The 16213-nt window shown below is 39.0% G+C and carries 19 protein-coding genes and 1 pseudogene; 10 read left to right on the forward strand and 10 right to left on the reverse strand.

Annotation, left to right across the window (positions count from 1 at the left end; genetic code table 11):
• Complete coding sequence (locus FNZ24_RS18185; RefSeq protein ID WP_153916254.1) at positions 1 to 459, forward strand: EVE domain-containing protein; 459 nt, start codon at positions 1 to 3, stop codon at positions 457 to 459.
• A 126-nt stretch (positions 460 to 585) separates the two neighbouring features.
• On the opposite strand, the gene FNZ24_RS18190 is transcribed toward FNZ24_RS18185, so the two are convergent.
• Positions 586 to 999: a YccF domain-containing protein gene (locus FNZ24_RS18190; protein ID WP_153916255.1), complete on the reverse strand. Its 414-nt coding sequence runs from the start codon at positions 997 to 999 to the stop codon at positions 586 to 588.
• A gap of 303 nt (positions 1000 to 1302) precedes the next feature.
• On the opposite strand from FNZ24_RS18190, the gene FNZ24_RS18195 reads away from it, so the two are divergent.
• Positions 1303 to 2250: a 1-aminocyclopropane-1-carboxylate deaminase/D-cysteine desulfhydrase gene (locus FNZ24_RS18195; protein WP_153916256.1), complete on the forward strand. Its 948-nt coding sequence runs from the start codon at positions 1303 to 1305 to the stop codon at positions 2248 to 2250.
• A 360-nt stretch (positions 2251 to 2610) separates the two neighbouring features.
• Here FNZ24_RS18195 and FNZ24_RS18200 read toward each other — a convergent pair whose 3' ends face one another.
• The 5 genes from FNZ24_RS18200 to FNZ24_RS18220 form a co-directional block, all read right to left on the reverse strand.
• Positions 2611 to 2784: a hypothetical protein gene (locus FNZ24_RS18200; protein ID WP_102527949.1), complete on the reverse strand. Its 174-nt coding sequence runs from the start codon at positions 2782 to 2784 to the stop codon at positions 2611 to 2613.
• A gap of 532 nt (positions 2785 to 3316) precedes the next feature.
• Positions 3317 to 4018: a ChrR family anti-sigma-E factor gene (locus tag FNZ24_RS18205; protein ID WP_153916257.1), complete on the reverse strand. Its 702-nt coding sequence runs from the start codon at positions 4016 to 4018 to the stop codon at positions 3317 to 3319.
• A complete protein-coding gene (locus FNZ24_RS18210) occupies positions 4011 to 4589 on the reverse strand; it encodes a sigma-70 family RNA polymerase sigma factor (RefSeq protein ID WP_416384851.1) in 579 nt (192 codons plus the stop codon). Before FNZ24_RS18210 ends, FNZ24_RS18205 begins: the two co-directional genes overlap by 8 nt.
• A 388-nt stretch (positions 4590 to 4977) precedes the next feature.
• On the reverse strand, positions 4978 to 5526 hold the full coding sequence (locus FNZ24_RS18215; RefSeq protein WP_153916259.1) for an LON peptidase substrate-binding domain-containing protein: 549 nt from the start codon (positions 5524 to 5526) through the stop codon (positions 4978 to 4980).
• A gap of 102 nt (positions 5527 to 5628) precedes the next feature.
• A complete protein-coding gene (locus tag FNZ24_RS18220; protein WP_153916260.1) occupies positions 5629 to 6165 on the reverse strand; it encodes a lipocalin family protein in 537 nt (178 codons plus the stop codon).
• 245 nt (positions 6166 to 6410) lie between these two features.
• Between FNZ24_RS18220 and FNZ24_RS18225 the strand changes: the two genes are divergently transcribed.
• Entirely contained in the window at positions 6411 to 7355 is a 945-nt protein-coding gene (locus FNZ24_RS18225) for a chemotaxis protein CheV (protein ID WP_153916261.1), read from the forward strand.
• A gap of 16 nt (positions 7356 to 7371) precedes the next feature.
• Here the strand turns inward: FNZ24_RS18225 and FNZ24_RS18230 are convergent, their stop codons facing one another.
• The gene (locus FNZ24_RS18230; RefSeq protein WP_153916262.1) at positions 7372 to 7509 is read right to left on the reverse strand and encodes a hypothetical protein; all 138 of its coding nucleotides are present in this window, start codon (positions 7507 to 7509) and stop codon (positions 7372 to 7374) included.
• Positions 7510 to 7851: 342 nt separating this feature from the next.
• Here FNZ24_RS18230 and FNZ24_RS18235 point away from each other — a divergent pair, with 342 nt between their 5' ends.
• Together FNZ24_RS18235 and FNZ24_RS18240 are read left to right on the forward strand one after the other, a co-directional pair.
• On the forward strand, positions 7852 to 8157 hold the full coding sequence (locus FNZ24_RS18235) for a hypothetical protein (RefSeq protein ID WP_153916263.1): 306 nt from the start codon (positions 7852 to 7854) through the stop codon (positions 8155 to 8157).
• 98 nt (positions 8158 to 8255) lie between these two features.
• Positions 8256 to 8714: a GNAT family N-acetyltransferase gene (locus FNZ24_RS18240; protein WP_153916264.1), complete on the forward strand. Its 459-nt coding sequence runs from the start codon at positions 8256 to 8258 to the stop codon at positions 8712 to 8714.
• Positions 8715 to 8856: 142 nt separating this feature from the next.
• On the opposite strand, the gene FNZ24_RS18245 is transcribed toward FNZ24_RS18240, so the two are convergent.
• Entirely contained in the window at positions 8857 to 9498 is a 642-nt protein-coding gene (locus FNZ24_RS18245) for a hypothetical protein (protein ID WP_153916265.1), read from the reverse strand.
• A gap of 122 nt (positions 9499 to 9620) precedes the next feature.
• Entirely contained in the window at positions 9621 to 9980 is a 360-nt protein-coding gene (locus FNZ24_RS18250; protein ID WP_153916266.1) for a DUF2750 domain-containing protein, read from the reverse strand.
• A gap of 218 nt (positions 9981 to 10198) precedes the next feature.
• On the opposite strand from FNZ24_RS18250, the gene FNZ24_RS18255 reads away from it, so the two are divergent.
• The 3 genes from FNZ24_RS18255 (at position 10199) to FNZ24_RS18265 (ending at position 12389) form a co-directional block, all read left to right on the forward strand.
• Positions 10199 to 11413: a lytic murein transglycosylase gene (locus tag FNZ24_RS18255; protein WP_153916267.1), complete on the forward strand. Its 1215-nt coding sequence runs from the start codon at positions 10199 to 10201 to the stop codon at positions 11411 to 11413.
• 169 nt (positions 11414 to 11582) lie between these two features.
• A complete protein-coding gene (locus FNZ24_RS18260; RefSeq protein ID WP_153916268.1) occupies positions 11583 to 12065 on the forward strand; it encodes an FKBP-type peptidyl-prolyl cis-trans isomerase in 483 nt (160 codons plus the stop codon).
• 96 nt (positions 12066 to 12161) lie between these two features.
• Positions 12162 to 12389, forward strand: coding sequence for a DUF3389 family protein (locus FNZ24_RS18265; RefSeq protein WP_153916269.1), 228 nt, complete (start codon positions 12162 to 12164; stop codon positions 12387 to 12389).
• Between the two features lie 75 nt (positions 12390 to 12464).
• On the opposite strand, the gene FNZ24_RS18270 is transcribed toward FNZ24_RS18265, so the two are convergent.
• Positions 12465 to 13469 carry a glutathione S-transferase family protein gene (locus FNZ24_RS18270; RefSeq protein ID WP_153916270.1) on the reverse strand — a complete coding sequence of 335 codons (1005 nt, stop codon included), beginning with the start codon at positions 13467 to 13469 and terminating at the stop codon, positions 12465 to 12467.
• 477 nt (positions 13470 to 13946) lie between these two features.
• Here FNZ24_RS18270 and ushA point away from each other — a divergent pair, with 477 nt between their 5' ends.
• Together ushA and FNZ24_RS18280 are read left to right on the forward strand one after the other, a co-directional pair.
• Entirely contained in the window at positions 13947 to 15662 is a 1716-nt protein-coding gene (gene ushA / locus FNZ24_RS18275) for a bifunctional UDP-sugar hydrolase/5'-nucleotidase UshA (protein WP_153916271.1), read from the forward strand.
• 151 nt (positions 15663 to 15813) lie between these two features.
• Positions 15814 to 16213: pseudogene (locus FNZ24_RS18280) on the forward strand (carboxylesterase); the annotation flags it as partial.

Here is a 16213-nt window from a genome sequence, read left to right on the forward strand (position 1 = left end):
ATGTCTTATTGGTTAATGAAATCAGAACCAGATGCATTCAGTATTGATGATTTAGCAGAATGTGATAATCAAACTGAACCTTGGGATGGAATAAGAAACTACCAAGCACGTAATTTTCTGCGCGATAAAGTCAAGCAAGGTGATACCGTTTTGTTTTATCACTCAAGCTGTAAAGTTCCTGGTATTGTTGGCTTAGCAACAGTCACTTCAAGCCCTTTTGCTGATGAAAGTGCTTTTGATCCCACCTCAGCCTATTTTGATGCAAAGTCGTCTCGAGATAACCCTCGCTGGGTCGCGGTAAATTTAACATTTAAAGCTAAACTTTCTCGAGTTATTACTTTATCTGAATTAAAGTCCGACCCTAATTTGGCTGACATGGTGTTAGTCAGTAAGGGGGCGAGACTGAGCGTTCAACCTGTGACAGAAAAAGAGTTTGAGTACATATTAGGGCTAGAGTAAATGCATCAGTAACAAAGGCATTAGCCAAAATCATGGTCAGTAAAGAAAAAGGAACTCAGTTGAGTTCCTTTTCGTTTTACATAAGGTGAAAACATGAGTTGATTCGAGCTATGTTTATCGTCCGGTTTAGTAGCTCTCTTTGGTAACAATCGTCTGGCCAATCGGTGTAAGGCTTAATAGCGCCAGCTTTACATGTTGTATCGCAAAAGGAATACCGATAATAGTGACAAAACAAGCCAATGCATGGGTAAGGTGACCAATAGCTAACCAAATACCACAGAATAAGAACCAAATAACATTACCTACCATTCCTAGCGGGCCAGTACCAAAATCCTCAATACCTGATAAATGCTTACGGTTAACATTTTCTTGTCCGAATGGCCAAAATGCCATTTCACCAATCACGAAGCAAGCACGTCCAAATGGAATACCAATAATACTGATAAAACATAATAGCCCCGCAAACCACCAAGCAAGTCCCATGATAAAACCGCCCATGATGAACCATGCAACATTAAATATTAACCTCAACACTGACATTGATAATCCCTTAGTTTCGAATGAATAAAATTTCTAAGCCTTATGGCTAAGTCTAATTTTTAAATTGCTAGAAATGTGCCAATAATTTTTTATGGTTTACATTTGAAAGTAAAACCCTCTTTAGTTACTGTTTTATATGTACTTTAATGGCTGGGGTAACTTTATTTTGCAATTGGAATTGACTCTCTATGGCTTAGGGAATGTGATTGAATACGGACTAGGATAAGTTCGAGATAGCGGTTCTCACTAAATTTTAGGTAAAATACTCATTAAGGTTTTTAATCATTGAATAAGTGAATCATTATGTTTGCGCCCACCCCAGTCGAGACTATGACATTTGCGCAGCGAGAAATATTTGTTAAACGTGACGACCTGATCCATCCAGATTTTAGTGGCAATAAAGCCCGCAAATTTCAGTATTTTCTTGAAAAAGAATGTCCTGAAATCACTAAGGTGGTGGGTTATGGATCTGCACAAGCCAACTCTTTGCATTCGCTTGCTGTGCTGACAAAAATGCGCGGCTGGCAGCTGGATTATTATGTTGATCATATCGCCAGTTATTTGCAGCAAAATCCACAAGGTAATTATTTGGCAGCACTTGAGAATGGTGCCAATATCATCGAAAAGCCTGAGCATGTCACTGAAAGCCTTGATAGTTATGTGACAAAGCTTGCCAAATCAGCCTTAGCCAATGAATTGTATATTCCAGAAGGCGGTCGATGTGAGTACGCCGCTAGCGGCCTTGAGCAACTAGGTCAGCAAATTCTCGACTGGATGCATGAAAACCACTATTTAACCCTAAACCTATTTTTGCCCTCAGGCACAGGTACCACAGCTTTATTCTTGCAACGATTCTTTAAGGTAAAGCGAGCAGAGGATGAAGGTTCACCTGAAGTGAATGTGCTGACCTGCAGTTGCGTTGGTGGCGATGATTATTTAAGGTTGCAGTTTAAGCAGTTAAGCGAAAATGCGCTTCATCATCCACGTATTATCTCTAATGGCAGTAAATATCACTTTGGAAAGTTAAAACGTGAATGTTTTGAGATGTGGCAACGGGTGTGTGCAAGCGGCATTGAATTTGAGCTGTTATACGATCCAGTGGGGTTTATCATGCTTGAACATTTTTTAACGCATTCAAGTGTCGTCGACAATATAGATAACACAGCGCCGCTAATGTACCTGCATCAAGGTGGCGTGTTAGGTAATCCAAGCATGTTAGCCAGGTATAAACGCAAGTATCAGGCAAAGTGACACCCAAATAAGATTCAAAAAAGACTAATCTAGGCTTAAGTCAGCTTAAGCTTTGTATTTATCATTATTTTTAATTTGGCGGGTAAACGTAAATTGACAAACTAGGTTAGTGCTTTTGTGAATAGGTAAGTTATTTTGTGAAAAGGGCAGTTATTCTGAGACTAGGGCAGTGATTTTGTGAATAGATCAGTGATTTTGAGAATAAGTTTGTGATTTTGTAAGTAGGGAAGTGGTTTGAGAGTGGATTCTTTTCATATTGCTCAGTTCTAATAAACGTCCGGTAAGTGTGAGATGGAATACCGAGAAGCGATGTTTATTGAGTAACTGAGCAAATGAATAACGCAAGCGTTATAGAAAGTGTTACTTGTTAGCCGTAATCAACCATTTCATAAATTTTAACGCTTCAGTGCGCTTTGAAAAAGTTGTTTTAGTTTTACCTTGGCTGTCAGTAAAAGCTATTGAGTTTTTGTTTGAAGATATTGAATTTACAGGAAAATTAACTGTAATTTCATGACCATTAATGTTGTATGACATGTGCCACACTCCTTGTTTGAAATTTCACCTTATGGTGAGTAAGTAATAACAATAAATATCCTTAAGCAGTTGTGTTGCGTAAGTTTCTTTGTGTATTGGTTTAGTTTTGTGTGCTTAAGTTAATTGCGCTCATTACATTTACAAGTAGGCTTAGTAGATTAATTATTTTAATCGCCAACATACTTGCTATGAATAGTTGAACATAGCCACATGACAAACTAATGACAATTTATCGACAATGTAGAACTTAGCAGAATGACTTGTAGTGTGGGTTTACAGTTGCGGTTATGACTAACAGAAGGGTAAACGAATAAATACAAGTTAACTTAATAACATAAAGGATAATATGCGTATATATTTTATATAGCAATACATTTTTTTAAAAATAAAACAGTTTTAGACTAAAAGGTGAACTAATCAGTGTTTTTTTGATTGCTTATTCATCTAAAAGTGTAAAACAAGAGCAATAGTTACCATAAACGCTGAATTTATCGATAACTATTGCTCTGATACAGTTTTAAAAACCGACCTATTAGTAAATCAGTTCACCAATAGGGTTGAGTAATTTACTTATACCTTTTGTGAAGTACAGCGGAGCATCTACCACGGTATAACACAAGCAACCTTCAACCGTTTTCGGGCTATGCTCATGGTCGCTATTAAGCACCATAAAGTCACCTGCGGTGTAAGTGTTGTATTCATCGCTAAACTCACCAGCCAGTAATAGAGTTAACTCTTCTCCTTTGTGGCTATGTTGCGGTATTTCACCATTTTCAGCTATGTGCAGTAAGCTAGCTCTGGCTTTACTTTCACCTGTTTCTAAACGTAGGCGACTGACTTTACCTATACCTTGCCATTGATGACTCATTTGCTGTCTAAAAGCACGTGGTAATGTGTAGTCTTGTCCTTTTACGTTAGTAACAGCAGGTGAAGGGCCTGTTTCTTTGGTAGCAGCTTGTGTAATCGCTGCACTTTCGAGCTTGTCGTTTGACATCATGTCAGCTAACAGTGCTTCTAAATCTGTATCTAATTCGGCGTCCATGTTGCCATTATCCATAGATAACTGAGTCAATGAAAAGCTTTCTTCTGATGCAGCTAATGTCAGTGCAGCAACTTTTTCAGCACATTCAGCACAAAGCTCACAATGGGCTGACACAGCGATTGATAAGGATAAGGGCAGTTCGCCTTTCGCATGGAGTGTCAACAAGTCCTGATTGGGGTGATACTTAATCATAATGTTTCTCCATGAAGCCTTTTAACTTTTCTAAGCCGAGTCTTAATCTAGATTTTACGGTACCTATGGGTACTTTTAACTTATCTGCAAGTTCTTGCTGGGTAAGCTCTTGCATATATATACCTTGAACAACTTGTTTTTGAAGTGGAGGCAAATCATCAACGTGTTTGAGTAACGTGGCAGAAAGCTTAAAGTCGTTATCAGTTTCATCACTTTCATCAGACTCAAACAATGGCCAAATATCATCACCGAAAGCATCTTCACGGTTATTTTGCACTTTACGCAGCATATCAAAGCACTGATTTCGCATTACAGTAAACACCCAAGTGCTTACGGCGGCTTTGTCTGCATTGTATAAATGTGCTTTGGTCCACACTCGGGTCATGGTTTCTTGAACTAAGTCCATTGCTAGACCTTGCTGACTTAAACGTTGAACGCCGAACGCTCTGATTTTTGGTGAGAAATGAGCAAATAATTTAGCAAACGCGGCTTTGCTGCGTTGGTTTGCCACTTGCTCCATAAGTTGGGCAAGATACTGCGCTTCGTTGTCACTAGAATCGTTTGTGGTCATGGCATTATTATTTTTAGATAACATACCTTTATCATAACGATTTTGTGGCGTTTGTGATTGAAAATTTTCCATTTATTTTCGCTCGCATTTTCAAAAGAAGTCTCAATAAAGAAAGCTTCGACAAAGACTTAGGTATTTGGTCATTCGATGAAGTGGGGCAGTTTGTTACAACTAGCATGCTTATCGAGTAACTCAAACGCGTCACTTATTTTTTGATACGGAGTACTTAGTGGAAAAGATCACTTTTTATTTAACTTCATTGTGCAGCGGTTTAAAAATGATACCAGTGGGTAAAACTAAGGTGGAATTTAATAGATGAGACATAAAAGAGGAGATATAAAGGCACATAGTGCCATCAGTGCAAATGTATAGAGAAAGCAAAGCACCATTACTTAATGATGCTAGATATCAACTCTTGGGTCATTTCGTGGTTGTGACTATTGATGCATTGATACTTTTCTTCCGCAGTAATCGGCATGATTTCTAACCAACGCTGGCAAACCCATGAAATATTATCAAAGTCTTCTTTATTGTAATGGGATAAATGAGTCGGGTATTGCTCTAAAATTTGCAGTAAGGATTCACTCAAATACTGCTGGTTGTCGACTAAGTCACTGCTTGGCCAATCAGGAATGATACTCACATCCCCGCGCTTTAAGCCATCAGACTCAACTTCGAAATTATTCACTTTAAAACGATGCTGCCCCTCAATACTGATACCAAGTAAGCCATCATCAAGCGTTTCAAAGTCGATAATATGTACCCAAGTGCCAATAGGCATAAGTTCATTTTTGCTGTTAAGCATGCATAAGCCAAATCCTTCTCCAGACTTTAATGACTCAGTGACTAGGCGTTTATAGCGAGGCTCAAAAATTCTGAGCTGGGTAAAACCCTGCGGCAATAAACAAATAGATAATGGAAACAAGGGTAAAATCATAACTGCACCTATATGATGATGGACTTGAATATCAAGCCAAGGTTTATTGTTAAATCAAGTATGTATACGAGATTGAACTTGGCTATGATCACTAATAATCATTTAGTTTTGTTCTACCCATATTAAGTCTTGCTCGTCGATACCTAATTTAGTCATTTTATTGATAAAGCCTTGTTTAACATCTGCAGAAATTGTCTTGTCTCGAGCTAAAATCCAGGCATATTCATTGTTTGGCCCAATGACCAGTGACGCGAGGTATTCGCCTTGTTCATCTTTGATTAAATCATGAACTTGATATGCCCCATAAAAGGGCCCAAAAAAAGAAACTTTTAAACGAGCGATATTATCTGATCCAATGAAGTAGGCTTTACCCTCGGCCTGTTTCCAAGCAGATTTTTCTTCAGAAAAACCTTTATTAATCACCACGACTTTGTCGCCTTCTACTGAATAGGTTGCAGTAACTTGGCTTAAGCCGCGCTCGAAAGAATGGTCTAATCTTGCAATTTCGTGCCAAGTGCCGAGGTACTTATCGAGCTTGAAGTCTTCTACAACAGCAACTTTGGTGTCTAACATAGTGCAGGCACTGGTAGATAAAAGTAATAAAGCAGAAGCGATTATTTTTACTGTTTTTTTGCGCATCTTATTTCCTTTATAGGGATGTTTATCTGATGATTCAAAGCCTTGACTGTGGCTTATTGATTTATTGCTAATGATACGGCGTTTTGTGCCGATAAGATCTTAATAAAATGATGATTGTTGTAAATTTATACTAAAAAACGATTGTTTTGACATTAAGCAGATTTATTAAGATAAAGTCAGCAGTTTTTTTGTTTGAATCATTTATAATTTAACCAAATCGATGTTGAGTTAACTGAGAAATAACAATGAAGAAAGTTCTTGATACTGTAGATCAACGCACCCAACTAGTGGGTGAGAACCGGTTGGAATTACTACTGTTCAAAATAAGTGCGACTCAATTATTTGCGATTAATGTTTTTAAAGTAAAAGAAGTGGTTAAGTTACCTCCTTTGAGTGCGTTACCTGGCAGTAATAACAATATCAGTGGTGTCGCCAATATTCGTGGAATGTCGATTCCAGTGATTAACTTGCGCGGTGCAATCGGCTTTAGCCCAATGCCTATATCTGAGGATTGTAATTTAATCATTACTGAATATAACCGCAGTGTACAAGGTTTTCTGGTAGGTAAAGTCGAGCACATTGTTAATATGACTTGGAGCGATATCATGCCGCCGCCAAAGTCAGCAGGTGCCAATAATTACCTTACAGCTATCACTAAGTTGCAGGAGAATAATGTTGAGCGTTTAGTGTCGATCATTGATGTCGAGAAAGTACTGGCAGAAATTATTGATTACGACATCAGCTTATCGGATGGCGTACTTGATGAGCAGTTAGCTCAGCATATGCCGGGTAAAAAAGTATTGATAGTCGATGACTCTTCAACTGCCAGAAAACAAGTAAGAGATACCTTGAGCCAGTTGGGAATTGAGATTATTGAAGCCTCAGACGGCTTACAAGCTTTGCAGTATTTACAAAAGCTCACAGCCGAAGGTGTGGATATCACCACAGAGTTTTTAATGATGATCACCGATGCGGAAATGCCAGAAATGGATGGGTACAAGCTAACATCAGAAATTCGTGCTGACGACAAAATGGCTGCACTATACATCACCTTGAATACATCACTTAGTGGCAGCTTTAACCATGCCATGGTTGAGAAGGTCGGTTGTGATGAATTTATCTCGAAGTTCCAGCCAGACTTATTAGTAGGTGTGGTACAGAAACGATTAAAGACATTATTGGAATCGTAAGCTAATTTAGTGACTACTATCCATATTCGCTGATGAGGACGATGACATTTTTCGGTTCTTTACTCATCAGCACCCCTTTCATAGTAGTTTTTAAATGACCTTTCATTCTCATCTGTTGCTGAATGTCAGTTAAAAATGGACTCTTAGTCGCCATGAATAAACACCCTTTTATTAACCATCAGCCTGTATTAACCACTAGCCTGTATACCCATACAGCATTATGGGAATGTCCATTTTCAAGTAAATTATTGAACTTTATTTGCGCACTTATTTATTGCCATACTATTTAAGGTAATAAAAACAATACCTTAATTTTTAGGCTCTAGATTATTGCGCATAATAAATGCGCATGCGTATTTTGATGGCTGGTATATTGAAGTTTTTTTGAGTAATGTAATTAAATTCAATTATTTAGTGTTGCGCATTTTAGTGGTCTGACGTAATAAATGCACATGCGGACTATACAGCTGTTATATTTCTAGGAGAATTTGGCATTATGTCAGCTGAAACCATATCAATTATTGCTGTTTTAATTGCAGGCTTATCAGCTTTGTATGCTCGCAGGGCTGTTAAGGAAGCTAAAAAAGCAAATGAGCTGAATCGCTTCAAAGCCCTCCTCGATTTAAAAAGTGGTTACTTAGCAGAGATGGATAATCAAATGAGAGCCGCTAAAGATTGGGGCAAAGATGATGGTTTTACTCAAGCTTGTCGCGATAAATTTGCGAAAGCTGATACCAAGCATCGAGAAGTGTGTAAAGAGCTTGATGTTTACCACTCACGTTTAGTGAAAAACAAAATATAACAAATAGTTAAAGCGGAACTTTTTACAGTTTGCTCGGTTCTATTTCGCTACACAATTTTAGCAAACTTAAAAAACCTTAATATGGGCGTAAGGTGAATATGCGTTTAACTCAACCTTCTGATGCAAACTTTATTGAATTGATGTCTTGGTTTTCTACAGAGGAAGAATTAAGTATTTGGTCTGGCCCTGGTTTTAGGTATCCATTTGATTTAAATTCTTTTAAAGCAGACTTGAAATTAGATTCACTAAAGTCATTTTCATTAGTTTCCCGTGAAGGGAAATTATTGGCATTTGGGCAATATTATCTGAGACTTGATAAGTGCCATCTCGGTAGGCTTGTTGTGAGTCCTCATTTTCGCGGTCAAGGAATTGTTTCCTGTTTAATACAGGACTTGAGTGTTTTGGGTAAATCAGAGTTAAAAACTGATTCGTGCTCACTATTTGTATTAGGGAGTAATAAAAGTGCAATCCAAGCTTATACAAAGCTAGGGTTTTCAGTAGCGGATTATCCTGATGAAATACCACTGGAAAATTGCCTTTATATGGTAAAAGTATAAATTCAGCTAACAAGTAAATTCAGCAGGACGCAAAACGCTTGGCTTTTACTCCTGCGTCGCTAATTTTAACCAACTCTTCTGATTGAGACGTTAACCATCATCCTTTGCATAATACCTTTGCACGTGTTGAATATTGCCTAGATTACTGTTCAAACTCTTCTTTTACTTGCTGTAGCAGCAGCTTTTGATGTTCTTTGGTGATGCCAATATTCATTCGGCATAATCTGACCGCGTAGGCGAATTTCTCTTTACCGACAATATTAAGTAATTCACTTAACAGATATTTGTTGAGCATTAATGTATCGCAATAATGGTTTATCGCTTTAGTAAGAGAATTAAAGGTTAAACCATCAAACTCAAACTGACCGCTGTAGCCTTGTTCAATATCCACAGCATTAAGTACTAATGGCCAACCTTTTGCGTTAATACGGCCTTTAGCTATGTTGTACATCATCCATGCACTTTCTTTAAAGCCTGAAAGAATACGGCAATCAAAGCCTGATTCTTCTAGTTCTTCTTCAGTCCAGTTAATCCCAATGGCTAAATCTTTATGGTAAATCTTCATTAGCTCATCTTTTACGCCGTCGCGGCAATCCCAAATTGATGTTAGTGGATTCTTTTTAGCTAAGCGGGCACATTCGCTGCAAGCGGGAACAGTTAGGGAAGGGTGCGGTGTACTCGGTTTAGCGTAATAACTAAAAACATCATTAGACGGTTCAGCACAAAACCAACATTGATGGCGTAAATCAAAAGGGACTTCAACTAAAGGCGGTAAATGGTTCACAGCTGACCTATTGGTAAAAATGGATTCAATAAAAAAGCTGCTGAAATTCGTTATATTTTACGAATGTTCTAGCAGCTTTATGTCGTAGCAACTTTATGCTGTCGCAACTTGATGAGCAGAGATTATTCCGCTTCTACGTCAACTAATTCTTTTGCTAGTACAATTGGGTCAACTTCGATGCATTCTTCATCAGCAATCCAATCTAAACCAACGAGTACACCGTCTTCGTTTAAATCGCCAACCCAGTATTCTAAAAATTCATTTAGGCTAATTTTAACTGCTTTGTACTCTGCCCACTCTTCAGTGCAATGGCTTGAAGCTGCAGCTTCAGTTGACCATAACGGCATGACGTCGGTTTCTTCGAATTCAGAAGAGTCACATACAACCCAACCTTCGCCCGTTTCATCCGCTAAGCCCCATAGGACTTGATGTTCTTTAACGTTCTCAATAAAGCTTGCAACAGCAGGGGTTTGTTCAATCATGATTAGTCTCTTTGATGAATTCAATTAACGTGACGATTATACGGTAACTCTAATCAATACAAAACACTATTAAGCTAATGTGACAATATCAATGCAAACATGAACTGAAATTAACCAGATAAACACATATTTTCAATATTTAAGACTTAAAGGCTCTTGTTTCCTGAATCGCTATCAGTCACGATGTGGACAGTCATTATTTGTAGAAGTATTCATTTATGGTGCGTTTTAAATTTTCCCCGTTTATTAAGTCAGCGTTATTAGTTTCTAGTTGCTTTGTTAGTCTTCAATCGATTGCAGCACCTGACGATTTTTCTCAATGTGTTGATAAGCTTAAAGTCAAAGCTCGCAGTGAAGGTTTGTCTGAACAAACGATCAATACCAGTGTTGCCAACCTTAAATTTATTCCCCGAGTGATTGAACTCGATAATCAACAACCAGAATTTAGTCAGACCTTTGGCAATTACTTTAATAAACGTGTCACTGATTGGCGCGTTAAGGAAGGTCGTCGCTTACTTGCTGAAAACCGCGAGTTATTAAATAAATTAACCAAAGAATATGGCGTACCAGGTCAATATATTATTTCGTTCTGGGGCTTAGAGACTAACTTTGGCGGCTATAAAGGCAAGATGTCTGTGCTCAACTCTTTAGCCACATTAGCGTGCGATCCTCGCCGTAGTAACTATTTTACTAATGAGTTAATGCAGGCTTTGAAACTGAAAGAAAAGTATAACTTTGATGATGCCACTATGGTGGGCTCATGGGCCGGTGCTATGGGGCATACTCAATTTATGCCAACTAATTATGCCAAATATGCGGTTGATGGTGATGGTGATGGCAAAGTCGATTTATGGAATAGCACAGCAGATGCTTTAACCTCAGCTGCTAACTTTTTACAACAACTAGGTTGGAAAGCAAACGAGCGTTGGGGCAGAGAAGTCAGTTTACCTGCGGATTACGACTATCAATATTTAGGTCCTAAACATCCACAGCCACTAACTCAGTGGGCTGAGATGAATATCACCCAAACAAGTGGTAAACCTTTATCAACCCCTGATATGGAAGCTTCGTTATATGTGCCATCGGGTCACACTGGCCCAGCATTCCTAGGTTACGACAATTTTGATGTGATTATGCGTTGGAACCGTTCAGAGTTTTATGCCATCGCAGTAGGCCATTTAGCTGACAGAATTAATGGCGCTGTGCCACTTCATGTTAGTGCGCCAGAGCATGGGATGTTTAACCGCAGTGATATTAAGGTGATGCAGGCTAAGCTTAATGAATTAGGGTTTGATGTTGGTAAACCTGACGGAGTATTAGGCAGAAACTCGATAGCAGGCGTGCAAGCTTTTCAGCGTAGTAAAAATCTAGTTGCTGATGGGTTCCCCGATGAAAAAACCTTTGAAGCGCTCGGTATGACGCTGAGTCAATAAGCTTTAAAGTGAGTGATGACAACACAGTATTGCTAAGAGAGTGTCATTTACTTTTGTTCACCACTCAATATTAGCAGAACGTAATAAGGTTCTGCTTTTGCTGGCAGCTTGGTATTCGATTTGTTAAGCTGCGGCAATTATTGAAATCGAAGTAAATTAAGGACATTCGATGACAGCTCAAGATAATATGGTTGTACGTTTCAACTACACGCTTCGCGATGAGAAAGGCGAAGTGATTGAAACTAACGAAGGCGGATCGCCTATCGCTTATTTACATGGCCATGACAACATGATGCCAGGTATTGAAGATGCTATTACTGGCAAAGAAGCGGGTGCTAAATTTAGTGTAACACCTCCTGCAGCTGCTACTTACGGCGAGCGCATGGAAGCGGCTGAACAGCGCGTTTCTGTCAAGCATCTACAAGGCGCTAAAGTATGGAAAGCGGGTATGCCAGCGATTGTTAATACTGAACAAGGTCAACGCCAAGTGACAGTGGTTAAAGTCGGTAAGTTTATGGCAACTATCGATACTAACCATCCTTTATCGGGTCGTGAATTGACTTTTGATATTGAAGTAGTTGATGTTCGTGAAGCTACCGATGAAGAGATCGCACACGGTCACTCACATGGTGAAGGTGGTCATCAGCACTAATTTGGCAAATTTAAGCTAAATAATTCTGATGTTAGAACAATAATCCCAAGTGATTAATTCACTTGGGATTTTATATTTTTAGGCTGGAATATATTAATGATTATTGAATTTTCACAAGGCAAATTAGTGGTCACTCCATTTGAATTACAATGCCGTTTGAATGTGAATAATATTGTATTAACCGCAATGGTTGATGATATGAAGTGTATTGCTGACAGATTGTTACTCATTGCAGACGCGGGTGCTGTGCGCTGGAGTATTCAGCTTGATAATAACCAACAGTTTTATGAAGTGATTGAAGTGATGGGCATAGCACCAGAATAATGTTCATTCTGATGCTTTTAGTCATTCAATTAGAGACTGATGTTTACTGAATAAAATCAGTAGCATAACAGTTACCTATAAACTATCTCGGTTATGGGGACGCATATAATCAATGATAGGGCCAGCTGGGACCACTTGTGTGGGATTGATTTGCTGGTGGCTAAAGTAGTAATGCTGCTTTATATGCTCAAAATTAACCGTTTCTGCGATACCCGGTTGCTGAAATAAGTCGCGTAAATATCCCGACAGATTTGGATAAGATTCAATCGTACGTAAGTTAGTTTTAAAATGTCCCACATACACGCAGTCAAAACGAATAAGCGTCGTAAATAATCGCCAATCAGCTTCAGTGATTTGATTACCCAGTAAATACCTCTTGTTAGCCAATAAAGCCTCTAAGGTATCTAGTGTGTCAAATAATGGCATTACAGCTTCTTCATAGGCTTGTTGAGTGGTCGCAAAGCCTGAGCGGTAAACCCCGTTATTGATGTTGGGGTAAATAAGCTCGTTTAATGAATCTATTTCTGATTGAAGTGCTAACGGATAATAATCTTCTGTATTGCCAGTCACTTTATTAAACGCTGAGTTAAACATTCTGATGATTTCTGAGGATTCGTTACTCACTATGGTATTTTGCTGTTTATCCCATAATACCGGCACCGTCACTCGTCCGTTATAGTCAGGCTTAGCCTGTTGATATATTTGATACATAAAGTCTTTAGCAAATAACGGATCGACTTGTGCGCCATCAATGGCTAGCGCGCTCTTTGACTGATTAGGTCCTTTAAATTCCCAGCCGTTTGATAACATATGAGGTTCAACCACGGTGACACTGATGTGCTCGGTTAACTGTTTTAACTCGCGAAAAATTAAAGTGCGATGTGCCCAAGGGCAGGCTAATGAAACATACAAATGATAACGGCCTGACTCAGCTTTAAAACCCGCTAACCCATTAGGGCCAGCAAGACCATCTTCTGTGATCCAATTCCTTAATTGGGCGTCTTCTCGCTGAAATTTACCGCCGTTTTCTTTGGTGGCATACCATTGATCAACCCACTGACCATTCTGTAATAACCCCATGTGAACCCTCTATAGATTAATGCTAAAAATTAATCTTAGAACAGCAGTAAATCGAATAAAACCTCATAAATTAGTCTCTTTCATTCGATTAACTTGGACGGTTTGGGTACTGAATAAATTTGAACTACATCATGGAGAAAAAATGTCAAACCGTGATTTAGCTCTAAATGTAAAAGGCTATTGTGGATGTTTACATAAACAGACAATCGATTGAGCAGGGTGTTCTACTTAAAATGATGTGTAAATAAAGGCTTAACTAGCATATTTGTAGATTGTTTTATTTAGCGTTCATGCTAATTGAACGTCCAATAATTATTGTCTTTGTTGTAGTTGTAACGCTTACTGTAACTTATTGTTATTAAAGGGTTAAATGTCACATTTTGTAATTAAAATGACATGTAAATAGTTCAGTGTTTGCTACCATTCTGCGCAGAGCTGGGTAGCTCGTAACTATAAAAAGGTTTTAGGGGTTAGATAATGAAAAATACATTATACAAAGGATTAGTGGCAACGGCTGTCATAGCAGCATTGTCTGGATGTAGTAATAGTGATGACGATAAAGATCAAACAGCATGTGAAGCTGCTGGCGATGCTTGTACTAGCTTTACCGTTATTCATACCAATGATAACCACGGTCGCTTCTGGGAAAACAGCGATGGCGAATATGGTATGGCTGCACGTAAAACAGTTATTGACCAAATTCGAGCTGAAGTAGAAGGTCGTGGTAACGAAACGATTCTTTTATCAGGTGGTGATATTAACACTGGTGTCCCTGAGTCTGACATGCAAGAAGCTATCCCTGATTTTGTTGGGATGAACTTACTTGGTTATGACGCAATGGCGGTTGGTAATCATGAGTTTGATAACCCATTAAGCACTTTAGATATGCAAGCAACTCTAGCTAATTTCCCAATGCTTGCTGCTAACATCTACGACAAAAATGCAGAAGAGCGCTACTTTGAACCATACCGTGTATTCGAAATTAACGGCCTTAAAGTGGCTATTATTGGTTTCACTACAGTAGATACTCCAAAAATCGTTAACCCTGAAAACGTTGAAAACTTAGAGTTTACTGATCCACAAGAAGAACTACCGAAAGTATTAGCTGAAATCGAAGCAAATGAAGAAGTGGATATGGTATTTGCTGTGACGCATATGGGTCATTATGCAGATGGTAACCATGGCACTGAAGCGCCTGGCGATGTGATGTTAGCGCGTTCAGTTGAAGAAGGTCAGTTACACGCAATTATTGGTGGTCATTCACAAAACCCTGTTTGTATGGAAGGCGATGATTACGCTGACTTTACCCCTGGTAATGAATGTAAGCCAGATCAGCAAAATGGCACATATATCATGCAAGCTCATGAATGGGGCAAGTATGTTGGCCGCGCAGACTTTGAATACATGGATGGCGAGCTAACATTAGCAAACTACTCTTTAATCCCTATCAACTTAAAAGAAGAAGATGATAACGGCGATTTAGTATTTATTACTGAAGAGATCGAGAAGAACCAAACAGTTTATGACATGCTCAAGCCTTACCAAGAGCGTGGACAAGAGCTACTTGATGTAGTGATTTCATACACTGATGGCAAACTAGAAGGTGACCGTGAAGTTGTTCGTGTAGAGCAAACTAACCTAGGTAACTTACTGACTACAGCTTATTCAGAGTTTGTGACGCAAAACTTTAATGTTACTGCTGACTTTGGCGTAATGAACTCAGGTGGCGTACGCGCATCTATTGCAGAAGGTGATATTTCTTACCGTGACGTACTGACTGTTCAACCTTTCGGAAACTTTGTTGCATACGTAACGATGACTGGTACTGAAGTTGAAGCTTATCTTGCTGATATCGCAGTTAAAACTGGTGGTGGTTACCCACAATTAAATAAAGTTGCGATGGATGTTGATTGTGACGCGGGAACTGTAGATATCGCAAGCTTAGGTGGCCGTGCATTTGACGCTGCTGAAAATTATACCTTCTCAGTGATTCACTTTAGTGCCGCTGGTGGTGATGATTACCCTGTGATTAACCAACACCCGAACTATATTGATACTCAGTTAACTGACGCTGCGGTATTCCGTGAGTACTTTGTAGCTAACCCTGAAATCTCTGCTGAAGATTATGCTCCAGTAGCAGGACAGTTAAACTTCTACCGTAATGGTTCAGAAGTTAAGAGCTGTGCTCAATAAGCTATAACAATAAAACTATTGTTTAGATAATAGGTAAAAAAAGGTAGCTTAGGCTACCTTTTTTATTGCTCAAACGCCTGCAAAATATAAGGGTTAACGAGTTAAATTGTTTCAGTTAAGATAGCGGCAAGAAATAATAAAGGATTAAACTATGCCGTCTGCAACAACCGCACTAGAACGTATCACTATAGAACCATCCACTCCAGCAACAGCCTGTGTTATTTGGCTTCATGGCCTTGGAGATTCAGGCGCTGGTTTTGCGCCAGTGGTGCCTGTTTTAGGTTTACCGCAAAATCATACCATTCGTTTTATTTTTCCCCATGCACCTGAGCAAGCTGTGACGATTAACGGTGGTTATATCATGCGTTCTTGGTATGACATCAAAAGTATGGATCTTCATGACCGAGCGGATATCACAGGGGTTTTGGCGTCAGAGCAAGCAGTTAAAGCATTGATTAATGAACAAATAGAAGCTGGTATTTCAGCTGAAAACATTGTTTTGGCTGGCTTTAGTCAAGGCGGGGTAATGAGTTTATTTAGTGGTTTGCGTT

The organism is Shewanella sp. TC10 (genome assembly GCF_009663145.1).
In the GTDB taxonomy this organism is placed as follows: Bacteria; Pseudomonadota; Gammaproteobacteria; order Enterobacterales; family Shewanellaceae; genus Shewanella.